The following is a 21785-nucleotide window of genomic DNA, read 5'->3' as shown; positions in this document are numbered from 1 at the left end:
TTCGGTCAGCTCAGCTTTCGCGCATAAGACGCTTGCGGCACCGATCGGCGTGACACGCTGTCAGGCAGCAGGATTGCCTGTCGCTTGGATCCGGCTGCCGCTCGACCGGGATCGGAACGGTTCGCGCAGAGCCGTCGCTGGCACAGAGCTGGACCCAGAGCAGGGTTTGCGACGACGGCATGCCGCTGAGTGATCCGGGAAGGATCGCCGCAATCCCGACGAGCGCCATCAGCTTCATTTGAAACTCTTCCGTCGCCGGGCATACAGCACTGTCATTGTGACTTTCCACGTATAACGAAAGGTTGTGCGGAGTATATACGACGGCGGCCGAGCGGGGGATTTGATGACGAGCAATCTTCCGGCAGATCACGCCGCCTGCGCGGAATATTGAGCCGGGTCAAGGCGCACGGTTTTCTGCCTCGATAGGGCATTGTCGTCGCCGCAATAATCCTTGTTCGCGCGGGGCGAACGCTGCGGCGGCGGATGAGGGAAGATGAAAAACCTAACGCTAACGGCCGCCACCATTGCCGCGATCGCCATGTCCACGCCGGCTCTCGCGGGTGACGCCGCGGGACGCTGGCAGGTCAAGGTCATGGGCACCGCCGTGTTGCCGGACGGCAAGATCGACAAGGTTCTGGTCGATCCGGGCCTGCCGGCGGGAACCGACACCAAGGCCGACGACAATTACGTGCCGACCGCTGCGATCGAGTATTTTTTCTCACCGAATGTCTCCGTCGAAACGATCTGCTGCCTCACCCAGCACGACGTCGACGTCGCTGCCGGGCCACTCACCGGCGGCCAGCTCGTCGCGGATCGCAAGATCGTACCGGCCACGCTCACGGTGAAACTGCACATGCCCCTGGCGAGCGGGATCAAGCCCTACGTCGGGGCGGGCCCGGCCTATTTCATCTTCTTCGACGAAAAGCCAGGCGCGGCAGCCCGCTCGCTGCTTGGCGCCACGAAGCTCGCCTTCAACGACAAGCTCGGCGTGGCCGTCCAGGCGGGCGTCGACGTAGCGCTCGGCAATTCCGGGTTCGGCTTGAGCCTCGACGCCAAGCGGTACTGGGTTCGGCCGACCGCCCACTGGTCCAACGCCTCGGGCGCCGAGGTGTTGGCGACGCGCCACAAGCTCGACCCCTGGGTTCTGAGCGCCGGGGTGGCCTACCGGTTCTAAGAGGCTGACGAAGGAAGCCCCGCCCCGGCGGGGCTTCCTTTCGTATGCGGCTGGAGCAACATCCCGAACGGGGGGTGGACTCGGCCTTACCCGCCAATGGGGCGGAGCGCTCTACCCCGCTTCTCCAAAGCGACGGCGGAACCGACATCGAGCCCCAAACAAGGTCCGAGGCATTTTCCAAGGACCTGGCTGATGCAAGCCGCGGACGGCGCGAGAACTACTGAATCGGCGTGAACAGATAAAGCGCGGCGGAACTGTCTTCCGCCGCGCCTCTCAGCACCAGTTCGGAGCGGTCAGGCGACCTCCACTTCCTTCGCGCGCTTTTCCGCGTGAGCCTTGAACATTTCCATGACGTCACCCGACGTCACCGGCCGGGTTTCGGTGGTAGGAACCGAGCCTCCCGAGCTCTTCGGCGCGGTGTCGACCTGCTTGGCCGCCGCGCGTGCATGGCAGGCGCCGACGGTCATGTCCTCACGGCGGTTATGTTCGAACAGGGCGTCGTGGCGTAGCCAGCGGATGGCGTTCAGGTGCGTGACCTTGTCGATCTGCTCGTCGCTGAGGTTCTTCACCTGCTCCCAGAGGAGTTCGGCCGCATCTGGCCAGAGCGCATCCGAATGCGGATAGTCGACCTCGTAGGTGACATTGTCCTCGCCGACTTCCGCCAGGTTCTTCAGGCCATAGGGATCCCACAGGAAGCAGTGCGCGAAGTGACGCTTCATCAGCTCGCTGGGCTTGATGTCCTGGAAGCGCGAGCGCGTCCAGGCCTTGTGGCGCCAGTTTGAGAAATCGGCGCGCTCCATCAGGTAAGGCACCCAGCCTATCGATCCTTCGGAGACGATGATGCGCATGTCCGGATATTGATGCAGTTCCTCGAGCTGGAGCCAGTCCGCGACGCCCTGCGCGACGGAAAGCGGCATCGTGCTGATCCAGGCCTCGATAGGCGTTTCCATCGAGGCGTGAGGCGCCGGGTTGCCGCTACCGATATGGAGCGCGATGGTCATGTCGTTGTCCATCAGCGCCTTGAACATCGGATTCCAGTAGTCGTTGTGAATGCTGGGCAGACCTTGAACCGTGGGGTTCTCGTTCATCGAGACGACGCGGAAGCCCTTCTTGGCGCACCGATGGATTTCGGCGACCGTCGCATCCATGTCCCAGGTGGGCATGATGGCAAGCGGAATGAAGCGGCCGGGATAGGCCATGCACCATTCGTCGTGATGCCAGTCGTTGTAGGCCTGCATGTGGCGCAGCGAGAGCGTTTTGTCCGGCGCCTTGTGAAAAGTCTGGCCGTCAAAGCCGATCGAGTTGCCGAAGCACATCGAGGCGGCGACGCCGTTCACGTCCATGTCGTCGATGCGCTTGTGCACGTCCCAGCAGCCATCGCGGAGCTGATCGAGAGAGGTCGGCTCCATCCCGTATTCCTCGAACGGGCGGCCGACGACGGCGTTAAGCCCGACCGAGGGGCGGATATAGCCCTGATACTGCCAGAAGTTCTTTCCCTGGGCGTCTGTCTTGAGCTTTGGCGCCGAGGCGAGAAGCTCGCCCGAAAGCTGATTGTCGAACAGCGTCGGGGGCTCGCAGATGTGATCGTCAGTGCTGATGACCACCATATCGTTCATGTGCATGGCAATTCTCCGTTGCATCGATGCAGGGCACCCGGGCGGGGAGAGTTCTCCGCCGTCAATCCGCTCTGCCAGCGACAAGTGCGCTGCCCCGGTTAGTCCGTCTTTGCAGGCCAGCGACATTGATCGAGGTCAACTTGTCGCCGCCGCCATGCCCGCCATCGCTCTGGCGAACCGCAGCAGAAATTGCGCTCGATCAAAGCCCGGCGATCGCAAGACATGTGACTGCAGCAACGCCGCATGTCGCGACGACTTTGAGGGAGCTGGATATGGGTGAGGTGGGCAGGATCGCCGCGGCCGAAGAGCGCGCATCGAAGGCGGTGCGGATTCCCGTCGAAGCCTATGTCTCTGAAGACTATGCGCGCGCCGAGCGCGACCGGCTCTGGCGAAAGGTCTGGCTGCAGGCGGGCCGCGTCGAAGACATTCCCGAGATCGGCAACTTCCTCACCTACGACATCCTCGAGGATTCAGTTCTCGTCGTCCGCACTGAGGCCAATACGATCAAGGCTTACTGGAACGTCTGCTCCCATCGCGGCCGCCGCCTCGTCGACACGCCTGCCGGGCAGCGCAATGCGCGCGGAAAGAAGATGACCTTCGTCTGCGGCTTCCATGCCTGGACATTCGATCTTGAAGGGCAGTGCACTTTTATTCAGGCGCAGCATGAATGGGGCGGCGCGCTCCGAGAGGAGGATACCCGCCTCGGCCCGGTGAGATGCGACACCTGGGGCGGCTTCATCTGGGTCAATCTCGATCCTGATTGCGAGCCGCTGCGCGATTATCTCGAACCCGCTGCGACGATGCTCGATCCCTTCGAGCTGCAGAACATGCGGCCGCGTTGGCGCTTCTGGACGGTGTTCGACTGCAACTGGAAGGTGGCGCTCGAGGCCTTCAACGAGACCTACCATGTGCCCGGCACCCATCCGGAGTTTATGGCGTTCGGCGACTTCACCGGTTGGGGCCGGCCGCAAGGCAAGCACAGCCACATCGGGTACGACACCGGCGAGGGGCCGAAGGAGAATGCCTCCAAGCTTCGGCTCGGGGCGGGCGACCCGCGAACAACGACCGCCGAGATGCAGAAATACACATGGGAAGGGGTGAACACCAACACGACGCAGACGTTGGTCGATGTCGCGCAGACATTGCCCGACGTGCTGCCCGAGGGCACGCCGGCGGGCGAGGTGCTCAAATATTGGCTGGATACCGCGCGGGCCATCGATGCGAAGCGCGGTGTCTTCTGGCCGGAGGTCGACCCCGCCCACGTCGCCGCGAGCGGCACGAGCTGGCAGATCTTTCCGAACCAGCAGATCGGCCATGCGGTGAACAACATGCTCTGCTATCAGGCGCGGCCTTACGGTTTCGATCCCGGCAAGTGCTACTTCGAGGTCGCAGTCTACGAACTCTACCCGGATGGGCAGGCGCCCGAGACCGAATGGACATTCGCCGAGCCGGAGAACTTCCCGCACGTGCTCCAGCAGGATTTTTCCAACATGGCTGCGGTGCAGCAGGGCATGAAGAATCTCGGCTATCGGGGAAACATCCCCAATCCGAAGGCGGAGGGCGCCGTCATCAGCCTGCACCGCAATCTTGCCCGCTACATGGGCACGGGTCATCCCGAGCCGATTGCTCGGAAGGTGCCATGAACTTGCAGACTGCTTGCGCTCCATAGCACGTCAGCGGTCGGCTGTCGGTCTGCGCAGAGGCGGAGCGGTCAAGGCGATGCTTGCCACGATCGGTGGCCGACCGGCGTCCAGTGGCGTTCCAGCTGCCCTGATTGGCCATTATGCCTGCGTGCCGCTCTCTCGCAGAGTGGACCGAGCTGAAGCTGCCGTTCGCGGTCGGAACCTGCGGTCTCACGAACGGTCCCCGCGGTAGCGCCTGCTCAAAGCTTCGGCTGCTCGCGGTGACATTCTTGACGCCAGTGTTCCGCTGCCAACGCCATCGCGGCCGCGTGAGATTACGACGGCTCGCCTCAGCGGACGATCATGAAAGAACTGCGCAAGCGACGCTGCGCGACGCAGCTGTCAGTCCAGAAAAAAAGGGCTGGCACGAGGCCAGCCGGAGGTGGGGAGAGTATCGGGTCCGATCGGGGATCGGAGGCGAACCGATGCGTTTCATGATGGCGGCAGCCGAGCCCTGTTCCTTGATCCGGATCAACTCACGGCAAATCGTCCCTGTTTTCGGCAAGATAGCGGATTTGATTGCAATCAAGGTTCCAGTGATCGGGACGGACCATCGACAGGGCCGAAGCCAGACACACGAGGTCGTCATGCCCCTGAAGCCTAGCGATTGCCCGCCTGCCAGCGAGATCGATATCCCGGCGATGCGCGCCAAATACCTGCGGGAGCGCGATCGTCGGATCAAGAAGAACCACAATGACCAGTATGTGTCCGCGAGCGGCAAGTGGGCAGACATCTATGAGGTCGATCCGTACACGCCGGTCAAGCCGCGCGCGCCCATCACTGGTGAAACCGAGGTGGTCATTCTCGGCGCCGGCTACTGCGGCATGATGGTTGCGGCCCAGCTCAAGAAGGCGGGCATCAGCGACTTCTACAATATCGATCACGGCGGCAATTTCGGCGGCACCTGGTACTGGAACCGCTATCCCGGCATCCAGTGCGACAACGACAGCCTGGTCTACATGCCGCTGCTCGAAGAGACGAACTACATGCCGTCGAAGAAGTTCGCCGACGGCTACGAAATCCACGATCATTGCCAGATCATCGCCGACACGTTTGAGTTGCGCGAGAATGCTCTGTTCCACACGCTGATCGACACCCTGGTTTGGGACGAGGGGTTGAGCCGCTGGCGCGTGGGCACGAACCGCGGCGACGACATCAAGGCGCGCTTCGTGGTCTTGGCCATGGGACCGCTGAACAAGCCGAAGCTGCCGGGCATTCCGGGGCTCGACGACTTTCAGGGCAAGATCTTCCACACGGCCCGTTGGGATTACGACTATACCGGCGGCGAGTGGCGCAACCCCGTGCTCGACAACCTCGGCGACAAGAAGGTGGCGATCATCGGCACCGGCGCGACCGCCATCCAGGTCGTGCCCTATCTCGCCAAGTACGCCGGCCAGACCTACGTGATTCAGCGCACGCCCTCGACGATCGACCACCGCAACAACCGGCCGATCGACCCCGAGTGGTTTTGGTCGCAGAAGCCCGGCTGGCAGGAAGAGCGGATCAGGAACTTCCATCACGCCGCCATGGAGCGGCTGTCCCCCGGGGAGCCCGATCTCGTCCAGGATATCTGGACCGAGATCAGTCGCAATCTCGCCGCCGAACTCGAGGCGGAGGGCTGGCCGGACATCACGCCGGAGGAGTACGCCCGCCGGCGCGAGATCATGGACTACCGCGTAATGGAGCGTCTGCGCCGGCGCTGCGATATCGTCGAAGATCCGGAGACCGCAGAAGCGCTCAAGCCCTATTACCGTTGAGGAACAACACCTCGAAGAAGCTTTTCCGATGATCGCGCGGGTCCGGACGAAACCGATAGACCATCGGCAGTGAGATCCCCGGGAACACGAACATGTTCGGGAAGAGGTTGTAGGAGAAGCAGTCGAGCAGTTCGGAGTCCGACACTGCGCCAAGATCGGCATTGTTCGCCGCCTCGAAAGCCGCGCGGAACAGCTTGGCCATGGCGCTGCGCGCGGTCTCGCCGTCTGCCAGGCGCCGCTGTGCGCCATCCAGCGCGCTCGCATCACCCAGGACGAACTGGTTGAGGACATCCTGCTCGGTGATCTTGCCATAAAGATGAGGACTGACGACACCGAGCGTCGAGATGAAGCGGTTCACATGAGCGCCGTAGAAGTCATATTGTGAGTTGGCGTCGCCGTTGGACGGCGAGACCTGCGGATGCGTCTCGAGCACATGATAGGCTTCGTGGAACGCTTCCTGGTTGAGCTTCCAGTTGCATTGAAGCCGCTTGATCACGTGACAGTAGACGTAGCGGTCCTCCAGCTTCCACGCGCGGAAATGGGCGAGTGCCTCTTCGCCGATATAGTCCTCGAGGCTCGGCGCCTCAGGATCCATGTTGATGAAGACAAAGCCGCCGAGCGTGGCGACGCGGGCTTCGGGCAGCGCGAGCTCCTCCGGTCGCGCATGCGGGAAATCCCAGTCACAAAGCACCTTCCGACACGAGCCGTCGATGTTCCAGCTCCACCCGTGGAACGGGCAGCGAAACTCGCTGGCGCTTCCTTCGGTGCCGCTGTGCCGCAGCTTTGTGCCGCGGTGGAGGCAGGCGTTGTAATAGGCGCGAATGTCATGCTCGGCCACGCGCGTGACGATGAACGAATGAGCACCTATGTCGTAAACACAATAGTCGCCGATATCAGGAATATGCTCTTCACGGCACGCGAACTGCCAGGTGCGCGTCCACATCCGCTGGTCACGTCCGTCAAGCTGGTGTAATTTTCTGGATGGCCTGAGGGCATGATCAGGCGGCTTTTGTGGTTATGCTGAGGATGGGATCGATCTCCTCCTTGTCGATCTGTGCGAATGCCTCGACCATCATGTAGCGGCTTGATGTCTGCCATTCGTCATTTTGCTCGAACAGTACGGCGCCGATCAAACGCGTGATGGATGCCTCATTGGGGAAGATCCCGACGACATCGGCGCGTCGCTTGACCTCCTTGTTCAGGCGTTCAATTGGGTTCGTGCTGTGCAGCTTGGTGCGATGCTGGCGCGGGAATGACATGTAGGCCAGCACGTCGTGCTCGCTGGCATCCATGAGATCAGCCAGTTTTGGCCAGCGCGGGCGCAGTTGCTCTGCGACCTTTCGCCAGGTTTCGCCGGCATGGGTGCGGTCGGGTTGATCGAAGGCCTGCCGGATGGCAGCGGCGACGACGGTATGCTGGCCACGCGAGACATGGGCCAGGGCGTTGCGCATCCAGTGGACGCGACAGCGTTGCCAGGTTGCTTCGAAGACCCGGGCGATGGCGGCTTTGAGCCCTGTATGCGCGTCGCTGATGACCAGTCTGACGCCTCCCAAGCCGCGAACACGCAGGGATCGAAGGAACTCGGTCCAGAATGTCTCGGCCTCGGACGGGCCGATACCGAGGCCGATGATCTCACGGCGTCCCTCGGTGTTGGCGGCCACGGCGATTATTGCCGCGACTGGTACGATCCTTCCGCCCTGGCGCACCTTCAGATAGGTGGCGTCAAGCCAGAGATAGGGCCATTCGCCGGTGAGCGGGCGGTTCAGGAACTCGCCGACACGTTCGTCGATGTCCTTGCACAGCTTCGACACCGTGCTCTTCGAAATGCCGCTCAGCCCCATGGCCTGCACCAGCTCATCGACGCGGCGGGTCGATACGCCACTGATCCACGCCTCCTGGATGACGGCCACCAGCGCCTGCTCCGAGGTCTTGCGCGCTTCGAGAAAGCCCGGGAAGTAACTGCCTTGACGCAGCTTGGGAACCCGCAGGTTCAGCGTGCCCAGACGGGTATCGAGAGCGCGCTCTCGATACCCGTTACGCCACGTCGTGCGTTCGCCGCTGCGCTCGTGCTTGCCAGCGCCGATCAGGCCTTCGACATCCGCCTCCATGATCAGCTGCAGGACGGCCTCGGCAATGCTGCGCAGAAAGTCTCCCTGATCGTGCTTGGCCAGAAGGTCGGACAGGTCCATGCTCGTCTTGGTCATCGGGGTCTCCATGTGGTCCGGGGTTGAAGTCGGCAAACTCCACCTCGACCATACACCTCGATGGCCACCCAGGATCACACCGTGGACGGCACTGAAATTACACCAGCTCCTCGGACGCTACCGAAGCCCTCGCCCGAGGCGCGGCCCAGCTTGCCCTTGTGGGTATAGGAAGTTCAACCGCCCTTTTTTGCGAGTCTGGCGGGTAGGAAGCGGCCGCGCAAGCGCCGCTTTGGGCACAGATCGGGGGTTCATGCGTGGGTTTTCGACATCGCGGGGCCACGCAGCGGCTCAGTGCGTAGCCATTTCTCACCGAATCCCGGCACAGGGCCGAGCGCAGCCCTGCGGGGTCGTGGCCGCATCGGATCGGACTCTGGCTTGGCTGCCGGCTGTGTGGCCGGCACCTCGTCACGCGGCCGGCGGCGGCGCGCGCGCTGCGGGCCGGTAGTGCGCTTGCTCCAGCGCGCCGTGCTTCTCGAAGTGGGCGAGGATGGCGCGGATGGCGGTGGGTTCCTCGATGCTGGCGACGATCCGTACCGCGCCGCCGCAGTGGGCGCAGGTGGTGATGTCGATGGAAAAGACCCGCTTGAGCCGTTGCGCCCAGCTCATCGCACGGCGCTTCTGCTCGGGGCTGCGCGGCTCGTCGTGGGCGCTGACGTCCACTGGCGCCGCATCGCCCGCAGGCCGCTTGCCGCGCCCCGAGGGCGTCAGCTGCGCACGCAGGTTTGCATTCGGGGCGAATACGCCGTGGAAGCGGGTGAGATGCGCGCGAGGTGGCGGGACCAGTGCCGCCAGCTTGGCGATGAAGTCCACCGCATCCCATTCGACATGCGTGGTCCCATTTCGCCACGGCGTCTTGAGCTGATACCGCACCCTACCCTGCGGTGAGATCGACAGCCGCTGCTCGCTGATCGCCGGGCGCGTGATGTAGCGGCACAGCTTTTCGAGCTTGTGGCTTTCGTGTGCTTCCTCGGCCACGCCGGCATGCAGCGAGAAGCCGCCGACCTTGCCGGCGTCGCCCTCCAGCGAGCCTGCGTCACCGGGCAATGTTTGCAGCGTGACGACCTTGCGGCCAGCGTCGCGACCGGTGGCGATGCGGTAGGTCATCGAACTCATCCGCAGCCCATCCATGCCGTCGTCGCTACCCGCGCTGTCGGACAGGAACACGGATTCGTCTTCGCCTTCCAGCCAGCCTTTGCGCGTCAGGTGCCGGCAGACGCGATGCGCGATGGTGTTGGCGAGCTGCGTCAGTTGCGCAGAGGTGGGGGCACGGGCGCGGCGCAGGCGCGGCTTGCGCCGCGGGGGCTCGACGTTCGCGTCGTACACGCCGTCGAGCCACAGCATGTGGAAGTGAACATTCAGGTTCAGCGCGCTGCCGAAGCGCTGGATCAGCGTCACCGCGCCGCACTGGGCGCTGGCGCGGTCGATGCCGGCTTGATCGGCCAACCAGCCGGCGATCACGCGCTGCACGATGCCCAGCACCGGGCCAATGGCTTCTGGCTTGCTGGCGAACAGGAAACGCAAGGGGTACGGAAAGCTCAGCACCCATTGCCGCACAGGCCGCGGGCCGAACACCTCCTCGACCAGGTGCCGCGCACTCTCGGCCATGCGTCGCGCGCCGCAACTCGGGCAGAACCCGCGCTTCTTGCAGGAGAAGGCCACCAGCCTCTCTGCACGGCAGTGCTCGCACACCACCCGCAGGAAGCCGTGCTCGAGCACGCCGCAACGCAGGTAGGCATCGAACGCCTCGCGGACATATCCGGGCAGCGAGCGGCCCTCCGCTTCGATCCGTACAATGAAGTCCGGGTAGTGCGCAGCTCTGGCCCTGGGCGGCGGCCTGCTCGCTGGTGCTCAGGTAGGGGTTGATCGGCGGCTCGACGCGGCCGGGCTCATCGACCGTGGTGGAGTCGACCTCGAACCAGTCCGGCGCCGGCGCGCGGCGCACGAAAGCGGTGCCGCGCACGTCGGTGATGCTGTCCACCGGCTCGCGCCGGGCGATGCGGTGGGCCACCTCGACCAGCGCGCGCTCGGCGTTGCCGTAGAGCAGGATGTCGCACTTGCTGTCCACCACGATGGAGCGGCGCACCTTGTCGCTCCAGTAGTCGTAGTGGGCGATGCGGCGCAGGCTGCCCTCGATGCCGCCGAGCACGATGGGCACGCCCTTGTAGGCTTCGCGGCAGCGCTGGCTGTAGACGATGGCGGCGCGGTCGGGACGTTTGCCGCCCACGTCGCCGGGGGTGTAGGCGTCGTCGGAGCGGATCTTGCGATCGGCCGTGTAGCGGTTGATCATCGAATCCATGTTGCCCGCCGTCACGCCCCAGAACAGGTTGGGGCGGCCCAGCGCCTTGAAAGGCTCGCTGCTCTGCCAGTCGGGCTGGGCGATGATGCCGACGCGAAAGCCCTGCGCTTCCAGCACGCGGCCGATCACGGCCATGCCGAAGCTGGGGTGGTCGACGTAGGCATCGCCGGTGACCAGGATCACGTCGCAACTGTCCCAGCCGAGCTGGTCCATTTCCGCGCGGCTCATCGGCAAGAACGGCGCCGTGCCGAAGCGCCTGGCCCAGTACGGCCGGTAGCTGGTCAGCGGCTTGGCAGCGCGCGGGAAGAAGGAGACATCGACGGGGGCATTCATGGGGCTCTGGCGGCTTTGGCGGGGCGTGGGCACCCTCCAGTGTACGACGTGGGCCCCAATCGGGCCGTTGTGTGGGTTTGTGCCCACAGGGCGGGCGCGCTACGCCCGGCCTCCAAACGGCGGGAGGTGCCCACGATCAAGGGGCCGAGAGGGTGCCGGCAGCATGGCGCGAGGGGGCGAGCGTCGACCGCACCCCCTCGGCTTTGCTCACTCGCCGGAAACCAGATGGAATTCCTTCAGCAATTCGCCGATCTGCGTGCCCTCGATCCGGCGCAGCAGCAGCTTCTGGATGAAGGCCGGGCCGGGCAGGTCCAGTTCCTTGCCGTCGCGCAGGCGGCCGGTGGCGGCCAGCAGCTTGCGGATGTCGTAGGTCGAGTTGTACACCTCCGGCACGGCGCGCTCGATGTCCAGCAGGGTATAGACCGCCTCCATCGGCGTGCGCACCGAGTATTCGGTGGTGAAGATGCAGTCGCGCTGCCTGGATTCGGCGAACTGGCCGATGAAGGCGAAGTTGACGGCGCCCTCCGGCACCACGTCGGGCCGGTCGCCCGCCTGGCGCGGCATGAAGAAGGAGGTCACGTAGGGCATCATCACCGGCACGGTCTTCGCCCCGGTCGCGGCGAGTTCGGGAATGTCCTCTACCGGAACGCCCATGTGGTAGAGCCATTCCTGCGTGATTTCCTCGCCGGTGCAGTCCTGCATCGGCTTTTTCACATAGTCGCCCGGCACGTCGGCGAACAGCGAATAGACCCAGGCAACGATCTGGTCTTTCGGCTGTTTCTTGAAATGCGGCTGGCGGTTGACGGTCCAGCTCAGCAGCCAGCTCGAATCTTTCGCGGTGACGATGCCGCCGGTGACCACCCTGCCGCTGAACGGATCGCGCCTGGCGATCTTGCGGATGTATTCAGGGATGCGCGCGTCGAGCGTGGTGACCGTCGCCGACTCCCACTTCGTTTCGGGGATGTGCGCGCCGAAGACGTCGGGCCGCCCGAAAGCCGGATCCTTCGCCGCGATGCGGCGCCACAGATCCCAGGCCGGGGCGGGGCCTTCGTCCAGCCGCGCAGGCGTGTGATGGTCGCCGCTGTCCGAGTTCTCGGTCAGCGAGCCGATGGTCATGAACACCAGATCGTCGGGGCCGAGATCCACGCCGCCCGCGCTGCCGTTCTCCAGCCAGTGGATGCGGGTCGCCTGTTTGCGGCCCGGCTGGATGTCGAAATCGACATCCGTCACCTCGATCCCGTAGCGGAAGTTGACGCCGTGGTCCTGCAGCCATTTCACCAGCGGCAGGACCAGCGATTCATACTGGTTGTACTTGGTGAATTTCAGCGCCGAGAAATCCGGCAGCCCGCCGATATGGTGGATGAAGCGGTGCAGGTAGAGCTTCATCTCCAGCGCTGAATGCCACTCCTCGAAGGCGAACATCGTCCGCCAGTAGAGCCAGAAGTTGCTGTCGAGGAATTCCTTGCCGAAGACCTCGTCGATGCGCTTGTTCTCCATCTCCTCCCGGGTGGCGAAGAAGACCTTGATGACCTCTTTCTGGGCCTTCTCGGTCAGGGTGAAAAGGCCGTTGGTCTGCGCGTCCTGCCCCCGGTTCACGGTGGCGCGTTGCAGCGAATAGTTGGGGTCGTCCTTGTTGAGCCAGAAAAACTCGTCGAGCACGCTGGCCCCTTCGATCTCCAGCGAGGGGATGGAGCGGTAAAGGTCCCAGAGGCATTCGAAATGGTCCTCCATCTCGCGCCCGCCGCGGATCACGAAGCCCTTTTCCGGCTCCTCGATGCCGTCCAGCGCGCCGCCCGGCAGCGCCAGCCGCTCGAGGATGGTGATCCTCTCGCCGGCCATGTGGCCGTCGCGGATCAGGAAGGCCGCGCCCGAAAGCGCCGCAAGGCCCGAGCCGACGAACCAGGCGGTCTTGCCATCCACCCCTGCGGGTTTGCGGGGGCGGGCGAAGGCGTAGAAATTGCCGCTGTTGTATTCCATGCGAATCCCCTTTGAGGTGGGTCAGTTGCCGACGGGGTAGCTAGCCCTGGTCACGTCCGTCAAGCTGGTGTAATTTTCTGGATGGCCTGAGGGCATGATCAGGCGGCTTTTGTGGTTATGCTGAGGATGGGATCGATCTCCTCCTTGTCGATCTGTGCGAATGCCTCGACCATCATGTAGCGGCTTGATGTCTGCCATTCGTCATTTTGCTCGAACAGTACGGCGCCGATCAAACGCGTGATGGATGCCTCATTGGGGAAGATCCCGACGACATCGGCGCGTCGCTTGACCTCCTTGTTCAGGCGTTCAATTGGGTTCGTGCTGTGCAGCTTGGTGCGATGCTGGCGCGGGAATGACATGTAGGCCAGCACGTCGTGCTCGCTGGCATCCATGAGATCAGCCAGTTTTGGCCAGCGCGGGCGCAGTTGCTCTGCGACCTTTCGCCAGGTTTCGCCGGCATGGGTGCGGTCGGGTTGATCGAAGGCCTGCCGGATGGCAGCGGCGACGACGGTATGCTGGCCACGCGAGACATGGGCCAGGGCGTTGCGCATCCAGTGGACGCGACAGCGTTGCCAGGTTGCTTCGAAGACCCGGGCGATGGCGGCTTTGAGCCCTGTATGCGCGTCGCTGATGACCAGTCTGACGCCTCCCAAGCCGCGAACACGCAGGGATCGAAGGAACTCGGTCCAGAATGTCTCGGCCTCGGACGGGCCGATACCGAGGCCGATGATCTCACGGCGTCCCTCGGTGTTGGCGGCCACGGCGATTATTGCCGCGACTGGTACGATCCTTCCGCCCTGGCGCACCTTCAGATAGGTGGCGTCAAGCCAGAGATAGGGCCATTCGCCGGTGAGCGGGCGGTTCAGGAACTCGCCGACACGTTCGTCGATGTCCTTGCACAGCTTCGACACCGTGCTCTTCGAAATGCCGCTCAGCCCCATGGCCTGCACCAGCTCATCGACGCGGCGGGTCGATACGCCACTGATCCACGCCTCCTGGATGACGGCCACCAGCGCCTGCTCCGAGGTCTTGCGCGCTTCGAGAAAGCCCGGGAAGTAACTGCCTTGACGCAGCTTGGGAACCCGCAGGTTCAGCGTGCCCAGACGGGTATCGAGAGCGCGCTCTCGATACCCGTTACGCCACGTCGTGCGTTCGCCGCTGCGCTCGTGCTTGCCAGCGCCGATCAGGCCTTCGACATCCGCCTCCATGATCAGCTGCAGGACGGCCTCGGCAATGCTGCGCAGAAAGTCTCCCTGATCGTGCTTGGCCAGAAGGTCGGACAGGTCCATGTTCGTCTTGGTCATCGGGGTCTCCATGTGGTCCGGGGTTGAAGTCGGCAAACTCCACCTCGACCATACACCTCGATGGCCACCCAGGATCACACCGTGGACGGCACTGAAATTACACCAGCTCCTCGGACGCTACCCATCCGCTCATATTCGAGCCGCGCGAAATCAGCCTCGATGTAGCGGTCGGCCGAAATATCCTCGTCGCCGAGGAAGCTGTAGGCCTCCGAGCGAACCCAATCGGGAGCAGGCACTGCATCGCGAGCGATGATCTCCTGGGTGCTGATCGCCGGGCAGCGGGCGCTGCCCTTCTGCAATTTCGCGTCGGCATAGTTCATGAGCTTGGTCCTCCTGATGGCCAGGAAGTACGCCCGGGGCTGCGTTCCCCTTGTTGATGCGGATCAAATTGAGCGTTGACCCGCAGCGCAGCTCGCTTGCCTGAGGAGGCAGAACATTGCTCGGAGTAGAGGCGGCCGCAGACCTGATCGCGGCGCTAGCGCCCAGGGGCAAGAAACGCCCGCTTCGCTGACCGGCGAGACGCGGCCACAGGATGCGCTTGCACGCCGAGCGCTGTCATTCGAGCTCCAGATCGAGGATCGGACCGTCGAAGTTGCCGCCGAGCTTCCGGTTCGCGGCGGCCAGCCGTTCACCTTCCGCGCCCGCGATATAGCCGTCAATGAGCCGCTGGTAATTGCTGATCAGCCCTTCTCGCTCCTTTGACAGCCGCAACACGTCGAGCCCTTCGGAATGCAGCCCTTTCTGCTGGATCGGGATGTTGGAATAGTCCTGGCGGGGGATCATCGGAAAGTCCTGGCTGTCGAACGGCAGCACGGTGGACTCGCGCACCGGCTCAGGTTCCTGGCCTTCGGGAAAGTGGGTCAGCGACCAGATCTCGAAAAGACAGCTTTCCGGCCCAAGCGGACGGATCCGGTATGACGACATCGAGGTGAAGTAGGTTAGCAGGAAGTAGTGCGGGAAGAGGTATTCGACCGCTTCGACCGGATGCTCCTGCATAACCTGCACGAGATCAGGCACGTCCTCACCCCGCTCGCGCAGCTGCTTCGTGATCGCCTCGCAGACCATCCCATACCAGGTCATCATGGCGACCTGCGGATCTTCGGGTAGCTCGGCATGTTCGAACTGCCGGGCGATCTCGACTTCCTTGCCGTGAACGAGCCCGGCCATTCCGGCACTGAGCAGTTCCATGGAATCCAGCGCTTCGCAGACGTTTTGCCGTGCGGACGCGTTGGGGTTGACCGTGGGTCCGAGCCCGCCGGTCTCGTTTCCGTACCGGCTGTTGTAGAGGCTAGGCTGCGCATGCTGAAGCTGCGGGTGCGTCTTCATCACGTGGTAGCCTTCCATGAAGGCTTCCATCGCCACCTTCCAGTTCGCCGGAAGCACAGTGGCGAACCACCATTCCGACCTGAGCTTGCTCATACCGCGCGCTTCCAGCCGGTCGAGCACGGGTCCCAGGCTCTCACGCAGCGAAGGCGCATCGGGGTTGTGATTGATGAAAGCGCAGCCGCCCCAGGTCTCTACCCGCACCGGCCGCAAGGCGAGCTCGTCCTTGTCCAGCAGCTCCTCATCGAACAGGTGGCGGCCATAGACGAAGGTGCACTCACCCTCCATATTCCAGCGCCAGCCATGGAACGGACAGATGAAGCCGCTCTTGGCGCAATTTCCGTGCGCGCTTTTGCCTTCGGCGTTGCCCTGCCCGCCGGCGAGCGGCACGCCGCGGTGACGGCAGTGGTTCTGGTGCGCCTTGATCCCGTCCTTCGTCCGGACGATGATCACAGACTTGCCGACGTTCGAATACTCGATCCAGTCGCCCACATTCGGAATCTGCTCGAGCCGGCAGGCCATCTGCCACACGTTCGGCCAAAGCCGCTCGCATTCGAGGCGATAGAACGCCTCGTCGTAATAGCGGGCGGCGGGTATCAGCGCAGGGTTCTCGATACGCAGCGGGTTAACCGGCGGAAGCTGCTCGGCCGCGTCGAAATTTGCGGGGTCCATTTCGGCCATAGTGGCACCTGTTGGTCAGAGAGCGGCGGGGTCAGGCGAAGGGCTCGTCGCCCTGCAGGATCGTGCGGTGTAGAAGCCGGCCGCAATCCGGATCGTAGGGCATGGCCCGGTGGAGGGTCCCGGTGTTGTCCCACATCACCGAATCCCCGACTTCCCACTCGTGCGAGTAGTGGTAAGGCTCGCTGGTCGCGAATTCCCGCAACCCGTGGAGAATCCGCGCGCTCTCTTCGGCATCGACGCCCACGACATATTGCGCCGTGTTGCCGAGCACGAGCGACTTTCGGCCGGACTTGTGCTTCCAGACCAGCGGCAGCTCGCGCTTGCCTTGCCCGCGGCTCTGCCAGTCGGTGAGCTGCTTCAGCGTCGGCTCGGGCGTGTGATAGAGCTGCGAAGCCCACATGGTGTGGACGACCCGCAAGCCGTCGATCCGCGCCTTGGTCTCGTCGGGAAGATCGTCATAGGCGGCATAGCAATTGGCAAATTCGGTGTTGCCGCCCCAGGTCGGCAGGACCTTGCTGGTCAGGATCGAGCCGCGCACGGGGACATCGTTCATCGTCCCGTCGATGTGCCAGAACAACGATCCCTTGAGATATTCGACGACTTCCTGGTTGATGCTCTTGTCGAGAGAAATCGGGAATACGGCCTTGTTGCGAAAGCCGATCTCCGTCGCGTTGCCGCCGAGCGCGTTGGTGAAGGCGATCTGCTCGTCGTCCGTGAAGTGGAGCTGCTTGAATACGAGCACGCCCCTCTGCTCGAGTAGCTCGTTGATCTCGTCGGTCAGCCTGCCGCTGAGCAGCTCCTCTTTGGTGTTGAGGACACGGCTGCCGATCTTCGGCTTGATCTCTTCCGCCCGGAGGCGGCTTAACGTGGTGGTGGCCATGTGGCGATCTCCTGTAACTGGACTGAGTGTGTCGGCACTCGCGGACCGCTGCTTTGATCGAGCGCAAGTTTTGTCGTAGGTGGCGATCAGCCCAGCGGCTGCGGCGCGCCGGTCCCCATGTATGTGGCCAGCCCGCGATGAAGGTTCGTCACCTTGCGCTCCTGCCACGGATTGGGGAGGTTCCCGCGAAAGCCGCGCGACTTGTAGCCCCGGTGCACCTCGACCATGTTCGAGATGTCCTGGGCGATGACGTAAGGCCACTTCTCCAGATCCTGCTCGACATAGGTCCATTCGGTGTCGGGCTCCTCGCCGGGCGGAAAGCGATCGAGCGCGACGGCCTCGAAGATGCACTTGTCGGGATCGGTGCCATAGGGGCGGACGCGGTAGCAAAGCGCGAAGGTTGGACCGGGAATGAAATTGACGTTGGGGAAGATCGACAGCGCCAGACCGGCCGCGGCGACCTGGGCGTCGCTGAGCTCCGGCCAGTGGACGCCGCGCGCGGCGTCTTCGGCGACGGCCATCTCCATCCAGCGCCTGTGAACTTCCGCCGCAGCAGTGCCCTCGGGCAGCTCCGCCGGCAGGCGCTGGGCCGTGCGGACCAGCGTCTCGCTCGTGCTGGCGCCGATCGTTTCCCAGTATTCGGCCTGCATCCGGGCGATCGTCGTGCGCAGATCGCCGTCGCCGGCGGCGCGGTGGACCGAGGTCTCGACGGCCGACCGGGTTTCGCGATGCGCCTTGGAGTCGAAGCCTGTCTGGCCGTGCAGGCCGAAGGCCTTGCTGAACGAGTAGAAATCGCCGTACTTCATCAGCTGCGGGTGCGTGCCCTGGACGTGGTAGGGCTCGAGGAAGGCCTCGAGCGCCACCTTCCAGTTGCAGTCGAAGATGCCCCAGTAGCGGAAGCGATAGCGCATTTTGTCGAATTCAAAGGGGTCGATCAGTGACGCGACGGGCTCCAGCCATTCGCGCAAGGGACCGGCATCGAGGTCCATGTTGACCCAGATCCAGCCGCCCCAGGTATCGACCTGCACTGGCGCGAGGCTCGTACAGACGCTGTCGAGCGCGCCGTTCCAGTCCTCACGGTCGGGGATATAGGTCGCGTCGCCATCGAGGTTGAACGTCCAGGCGTGATAGTTGCAGCCGAATTTCAACCGGTTCCCTCGGGCGCTGTGCGTGCCGTCGTCCTGTGCGATCGTCTTGGGACCGCCGCCGGTGTTGTTGCCGACCAGCCGCCGTCCGCGATGCGGGCAGACATTATGGAACGCCTTCAGCGTTTCGGGCGTGTCGCGCACGATCAGGATCGAATCGTGACAGATGTTGTACGTGATATAGTCGCCGACCTGCTGTAGCTCCTCGACGCGTCCGGCCTGTTGCCAGACCTTTGACCACAATCGTTCAGGCTCGGCCTCGGCATATTCGCGGCTGATGAAGGCCTCGACAGGATAGGTCAGCGCCTCCGACAGGTCTTTGGTAACGATCTTTTCTGGCTTGTTCATGGGAACCTCCCATTGTTCGCGCGAATGTGACGCAGGGCCGCTCGGTGGGGCGTTTTATTCCGCCGGCACCGAGGCGGGCTCGCGGGTGAGCTCGAGGCCGGCAAGGTCGCCGGCGGCGCGCCACTTTTCGAGCATCGCTTCGAACGCGTAGTAGCCCTCACCCCAAGGCTCGCCGAAGATGTGGCGCTTCTTGGTCGTGTCGCCTTCGTTGTTGAAATAGCTCGGCGTGCACTCGTTGATGTAGGTCGAGTTGTCGACCGCCACCGAGCGCAGGTGGGCGATGTAGGCGTCCTGTGCTTGCTTGGTCGGCTCCACCACCGCCGCGCCGCGCAGCAGCGCCTGGCTGGCGACATAGCCGATGTGGAAGCCCTGATCGATGAAGGTCTTCGAATTGCTGGCATTGGCGCCGGCCTGGGTGAAGCCGGTGAAGAACATGTTGGGAAAGCCGTGCGCCATCATGCCCTGGAAGGTCTTGAAGCCCTCGCGCCAGTAGTCGTAGATCGACAGGCCGTCGCGCCCCTCGATGCGCGAGATGCCCCAGCGCCGGTCGAGATCGTTGGTGACTTCGTAGCCCGATGCCAGGATCAGGCAGTCGATCTCGTACTCAACGCCGTGATGGACGAAGCCCTTTTCGGTCAGACGCTCGACGCCCTGCGTCTCAGCGACGTCGATCAGCTTGACGTTGGCCTGGTTAAACGCGGGATAGTAATCATCGTTCGAGGCCGGTCGCTTGCACAGGTAAGCCGATGCCTGCCGACGGGCGTCGCCCGGTGCCGGCAGAGCCCGTCATCCTGTCGGATAAGCAGTCGTTCACCGAGGCCGAGGGGATGGATGACGGCTTTGGCCGTATTCTCGACCAGGACACGGACAACCTGTTCCTGCAACAGGAGGGGCTTGAGGCAGCAGCGAAGAAATCGCTCACCCTCGGCAACTATCAGGAGGTGCGGATCCGGCACTTCGAACAAGCGATCGACCATTATGTGGCAATGCCTCCGCCAAGGCAGGACTGGCGGTCGTTGCAGCGGCGTCAGGGCTGCACCTGAATTGCGCGCAGTCAAAGATCGACCTGAGAACAGCGTTACCACGGTGTTCGATCAGGCCGCTCACAAGATCGGCATGGTCGTGCAGGCTCAAGGACAGACCGCTCATGGACACCTCATTTTTCTCAGAGTTGCTGGGCCATTACCAGTGGCAGCTGTCGCTCTACGCGGCGATCGGCATTGCGGCGCTCACCTTCGCCGGCAAGCATCTGGCCTTGCTCGTTCCAACCTTCCGCGCGGAGTACGCTCGCAACCAGGCTGCGCGGGACACGAAGATGGCGAAGCCGAACTACGCCGCCAATCAGGCGTGGAATCGTAGATGGGGTCCAGTCTTCATGGGGCTGATCTTCGTCTTCATCCTGCCCTTCTGCCTGACAGCGGAGCCCCAGGCGTGGTGGAACGTCGCGCTCGATATCGTCGTGATTCTGCTGTTCTACGATTTCTTCTACTACCTGGTGCACCGGTTCCTGTTTCATGACGGCGGTTTCCTGGGAGGCCCCCTCATGTGGGTCCACGCGGTTCACCACCGTCAGCACAACCCTTGCCGGCAGGATTCCAGCTACATCCACCCGCTGGAAGTCGCCATGGGGCTTGGGCTCTACGCCGGATCGATTTTCGTGCTGTCTCAGCTGATGGGGCCTTTCCATGTCGTGACGATCGTCATCACCTGGGTCGCCTTCTCGCAGATCAACCTTCACAATCATGACCTGTGGGAATCCGATCGTTTTCCCTTCCGCTATCTGGCGACGATGTCGCGGATGCACCACAATCATCATGCCCGCTTCACCGGCGGCAATTTTGCGACGATCACGCTGCTCTACGACTGGCTGTTCGGGACGCTCGATCAGGGCGAGGGATATGGGCGAAAGCCGTCCCGGTCGGGCGGGAAGAGCGGCCAGCGCGATGTTCCGCTGACATAGACCTGCTGATGGGAAATGCTTGGTGTGCCCCTGCAAAGGGCACACCATTGGCTGTCCTGACAAGCCTGGCGGAGACCAACGGTTCAGGCGGTCGGCGCAGCCTGGCGTACGCGGATGATCGCTAATTCGCGCTCGCGACCGTCGCGATCGGGCCAGAGAATGGACTGGCCTGGTGACACGCCTCGAAGAGGAGACCCGGATCGGCAAAGGCGGGACCCTGGCGGCGCAGCTGTCGCGGCTCGACCTGATCGTGCTTGACGAGCTCGGTTATCTGCCGTTCGCCCGCTCGGGAGGGCAGTTGCTGTTCCACCTCATCAGCAAGCTTTATGAGCGCACCAGCGTCATCATCACCACGAACCTCGCCTTCGGTGAATGGCCGACCGTGTTCGGCGATCCCAAGATGACCACGGCGCTGCTCGACCGCGTCACCCACCACTGCGATATCGTCGAGACGGGCAACGACAGCTGGCGCTTCAAAAACCGCAGCTGACAGCCACCTTCGGCGCCTTCAAAAATCTATCTTGCGCTGCGCGCGCCTCCGGTCGGGCTACGCCCGCCCTCCGCCGCACGCAGCGCAAGGCCATCTTCAACAAACCAACATCATATCCGAAAAGGGGTCCCTCTTCGACGCCGATCGGGGGTCCCTTTTGAACGCCGTTTGACAACCGAGATGTCGGCCACCGAGATTGCCTCTGCAATTGGTGTGTCGATTTCCACGTTCTACAGGCATTTCCCAGTTAGATAACGGCATCCGCGCCAGTCTTGGCCGACGTGTTGCGCAGAAGCACGCAATGGTGGAGTGAGACTTAAACTGACGGCCGGTTTGAGCCGATTGCCGGCAGTAGGATTCATGGCTCTTTGTTGGCGCGATCTGGCGTTCGCGGGCCAAGGAATTCGTAGCGCAAGAGAATGTCGCTATCGATCCGTTCGAGTATGGCGTTGATCGTTGCCTCGCGGGACGGCAGTGTGAGGCGCTGCCGGATCTTCTCCACGATGTCGATGGATGTAGGGGAGAGGGCGTATGTTGAACGTCGATAGCCAGCTGCGTCCTCACGCAGCTTTTTGCGACGCATCGACCGTGCGCTCCTTGTCGTCGAGTCCTTTT

The 21785-nt window shown here is 63.3% G+C and carries 17 protein-coding genes and 3 pseudogenes; 6 read left to right on the top strand and 14 right to left on the bottom strand.

From position 1 onward, the window contains the following. Positions 1-10: 10 nt before the first annotated feature. The gene (locus N6H05_RS25675) at positions 11-238 is read right to left on the bottom strand and encodes a hypothetical protein (RefSeq protein WP_099232186.1); all 228 of its coding nucleotides are present in this window, start codon (positions 236-238) and stop codon (positions 11-13) included. Positions 239-493: 255 nt separating this feature from the next. Here N6H05_RS25675 and N6H05_RS25670 point away from each other — a divergent pair, with 255 nt between their 5' ends. Next, positions 494-1174 (top strand): OmpW/AlkL family protein, encoded by a 681-nt coding sequence (locus N6H05_RS25670; RefSeq protein WP_099232185.1) that lies wholly within the window; start codon positions 494-496, stop codon positions 1172-1174. 293 nt (positions 1175-1467) lie between these two features. Here the strand turns inward: N6H05_RS25670 and N6H05_RS25665 are convergent, their stop codons facing one another. After that, positions 1468-2796: an amidohydrolase family protein gene (locus N6H05_RS25665; protein WP_284114422.1), complete on the bottom strand. Its 1329-nt coding sequence runs from the start codon at positions 2794-2796 to the stop codon at positions 1468-1470. Positions 2797-3062: 266 nt separating this feature from the next. Here N6H05_RS25665 and N6H05_RS25660 point away from each other — a divergent pair, with 266 nt between their 5' ends. Next, positions 3063-4433, top strand: a complete 1371-nt coding sequence (locus tag N6H05_RS25660) for an aromatic ring-hydroxylating oxygenase subunit alpha (protein WP_284114499.1) — start codon at positions 3063-3065, stop codon at positions 4431-4433. 464 nt (positions 4434-4897) lie between these two features. Further along, positions 4898-6229 carry a flavin-containing monooxygenase gene (locus N6H05_RS25655; protein WP_284114421.1) on the top strand — a complete coding sequence of 444 codons (1332 nt, stop codon included), beginning with the start codon at positions 4898-4900 and terminating at the stop codon, positions 6227-6229. On the opposite strand, the gene N6H05_RS25650 is transcribed toward N6H05_RS25655, so the two are convergent. The 11 genes and pseudogenes from N6H05_RS25650 to N6H05_RS25600 form a co-directional block, all read right to left on the bottom strand. Next, positions 6210-7172 carry an aromatic ring-hydroxylating oxygenase subunit alpha gene (locus N6H05_RS25650; RefSeq protein WP_284114420.1) on the bottom strand — a complete coding sequence of 321 codons (963 nt, stop codon included), beginning with the start codon at positions 7170-7172 and terminating at the stop codon, positions 6210-6212. The genes N6H05_RS25655 and N6H05_RS25650 overlap by 20 nt on opposite strands. A 55-nt stretch (positions 7173-7227) precedes the next feature. Next, positions 7228-8433 (bottom strand): IS256 family transposase, encoded by a 1206-nt coding sequence (locus N6H05_RS25645; protein WP_284114419.1) that lies wholly within the window; start codon positions 8431-8433, stop codon positions 7228-7230. A gap of 405 nt (positions 8434-8838) precedes the next feature. Beyond that, positions 8839-10245, bottom strand: a pseudogene (locus N6H05_RS25640) (ISCR element clade Ia family transposase); the annotation flags it as partial. Next, positions 10241-11062 (bottom strand): annotated as a pseudogene (locus N6H05_RS25635) (YgiQ N-terminal domain-containing protein); the annotation flags it as partial. The pseudogenes N6H05_RS25635 and N6H05_RS25640, both read right to left, overlap by 5 nt. 207 nt (positions 11063-11269) lie before the next feature. Beyond that, positions 11270-13039, bottom strand: a complete 1770-nt coding sequence (locus N6H05_RS25630) for an oleate hydratase (protein WP_284114418.1) — start codon at positions 13037-13039, stop codon at positions 11270-11272. A 98-nt stretch (positions 13040-13137) separates the two neighbouring features. After that, complete coding sequence (locus N6H05_RS25625) at positions 13138-14343, bottom strand: IS256 family transposase (RefSeq protein ID WP_168078113.1); 1206 nt, start codon at positions 14341-14343, stop codon at positions 13138-13140. Positions 14344-14417: 74 nt separating this feature from the next. After that, positions 14418-14663 (bottom strand): hypothetical protein, encoded by a 246-nt coding sequence (locus N6H05_RS25620; protein ID WP_279606818.1) that lies wholly within the window; start codon positions 14661-14663, stop codon positions 14418-14420. Between the two features lie 235 nt (positions 14664-14898). Further along, a complete protein-coding gene (locus N6H05_RS25615) occupies positions 14899-16347 on the bottom strand; it encodes an aromatic ring-hydroxylating oxygenase subunit alpha (protein WP_432215138.1) in 1449 nt (482 codons plus the stop codon). Positions 16348-16378: 31 nt separating this feature from the next. Beyond that, on the bottom strand, positions 16379-17227 hold the full coding sequence (locus N6H05_RS25610) for a TauD/TfdA dioxygenase family protein (protein WP_185707905.1): 849 nt from the start codon (positions 17225-17227) through the stop codon (positions 16379-16381). An 86-nt stretch (positions 17228-17313) separates the two neighbouring features. Continuing rightward, the gene (locus N6H05_RS25605) at positions 17314-18720 is read right to left on the bottom strand and encodes an aromatic ring-hydroxylating oxygenase subunit alpha (RefSeq protein ID WP_185707907.1); all 1407 of its coding nucleotides are present in this window, start codon (positions 18718-18720) and stop codon (positions 17314-17316) included. A gap of 54 nt (positions 18721-18774) precedes the next feature. Next, on the bottom strand, positions 18775-19179 hold the full coding sequence (locus N6H05_RS25600) for a hypothetical protein (protein ID WP_185707909.1): 405 nt from the start codon (positions 19177-19179) through the stop codon (positions 18775-18777). A gap of 287 nt (positions 19180-19466) precedes the next feature. Here N6H05_RS25600 and N6H05_RS25595 point away from each other — a divergent pair, with 287 nt between their 5' ends. From N6H05_RS25595 to N6H05_RS25585, 3 genes and pseudogenes are all read left to right on the top strand, one after another. Further along, entirely contained in the window at positions 19467-19763 is a 297-nt protein-coding gene (locus tag N6H05_RS25595; RefSeq protein WP_279606819.1) for an SRPBCC family protein, read from the top strand. 104 nt (positions 19764-19867) lie between these two features. Then, on the top strand, positions 19868-20680 hold the full coding sequence (locus N6H05_RS25590) for a sterol desaturase family protein (RefSeq protein WP_185707911.1): 813 nt from the start codon (positions 19868-19870) through the stop codon (positions 20678-20680). A 169-nt stretch (positions 20681-20849) separates the two neighbouring features. Further along, positions 20850-21170, top strand: a pseudogene (locus tag N6H05_RS25585) (ATP-binding protein); the annotation flags it as partial. Between the two features lie 358 nt (positions 21171-21528). Here N6H05_RS25585 and N6H05_RS25580 read toward each other — a convergent pair. Then, on the bottom strand, positions 21529-21753 hold the full coding sequence (locus N6H05_RS25580; RefSeq protein ID WP_081260906.1) for a hypothetical protein: 225 nt from the start codon (positions 21751-21753) through the stop codon (positions 21529-21531). Positions 21754-21785: the final 32 nt, after the last annotated feature.

Origin of the sequence: Sphingobium sp. WTD-1 (assembly GCF_030128825.1) — a bacterium.
Taxonomy (GTDB): Bacteria; Pseudomonadota; Alphaproteobacteria; order Sphingomonadales; family Sphingomonadaceae; genus Sphingobium.
This window is presented reverse-complemented; position numbering and strand designations above follow the sequence as displayed.

Coding starts and splice junctions, on each gene's coding strand:
- N6H05_RS25675 (WP_099232186.1), bottom strand. CDS start 238: ATGAAGCTGATGGCGCTCGTCGGGATTGCGGCGATCCTTCCCGGATCA.
- N6H05_RS25670 (WP_099232185.1), top strand. CDS start 494: ATGAAAAACCTAACGCTAACGGCCGCCACCATTGCCGCGATCGCCATG.
- N6H05_RS25665 (WP_284114422.1), bottom strand. CDS start 2,796: ATGCACATGAACGATATGGTGGTCATCAGCACTGACGATCACATCTGC.
- N6H05_RS25660 (WP_284114499.1), top strand. CDS start 3,063: ATGGGTGAGGTGGGCAGGATCGCCGCGGCCGAAGAGCGCGCATCGAAG.
- N6H05_RS25655 (WP_284114421.1), top strand. CDS start 4,898: ATGCGTTTCATGATGGCGGCAGCCGAGCCCTGTTCCTTGATCCGGATC.
- N6H05_RS25650 (WP_284114420.1), bottom strand. CDS start 7,172: ATGTGGACGCGCACCTGGCAGTTCGCGTGCCGTGAAGAGCATATTCCT.
- N6H05_RS25645 (WP_284114419.1), bottom strand. CDS start 8,433: ATGACCAAGACGAGCATGGACCTGTCCGACCTTCTGGCCAAGCACGAT.
- N6H05_RS25630 (WP_284114418.1), bottom strand. CDS start 13,039: ATGGAATACAACAGCGGCAATTTCTACGCCTTCGCCCGCCCCCGCAAA.
- N6H05_RS25625 (WP_168078113.1), bottom strand. CDS start 14,343: ATGACCAAGACGAACATGGACCTGTCCGACCTTCTGGCCAAGCACGAT.
- N6H05_RS25620 (WP_279606818.1), bottom strand. CDS start 14,663: ATGAACTATGCCGACGCGAAATTGCAGAAGGGCAGCGCCCGCTGCCCG.
- N6H05_RS25615 (WP_432215138.1), bottom strand. CDS start 16,347: ATGGCCGAAATGGACCCCGCAAATTTCGACGCGGCCGAGCAGCTTCCG.
- N6H05_RS25610 (WP_185707905.1), bottom strand. CDS start 17,227: ATGGCCACCACCACGTTAAGCCGCCTCCGGGCGGAAGAGATCAAGCCG.
- N6H05_RS25605 (WP_185707907.1), bottom strand. CDS start 18,720: ATGAACAAGCCAGAAAAGATCGTTACCAAAGACCTGTCGGAGGCGCTG.
- N6H05_RS25600 (WP_185707909.1), bottom strand. CDS start 19,179: ATGATGGCGCACGGCTTTCCCAACATGTTCTTCACCGGCTTCACCCAG.
- N6H05_RS25595 (WP_279606819.1), top strand. CDS start 19,467: ATGCCTGCCGACGGGCGTCGCCCGGTGCCGGCAGAGCCCGTCATCCTG.
- N6H05_RS25590 (WP_185707911.1), top strand. CDS start 19,868: ATGGACACCTCATTTTTCTCAGAGTTGCTGGGCCATTACCAGTGGCAG.
- N6H05_RS25580 (WP_081260906.1), bottom strand. CDS start 21,753: ATGCGTCGCAAAAAGCTGCGTGAGGACGCAGCTGGCTATCGACGTTCA.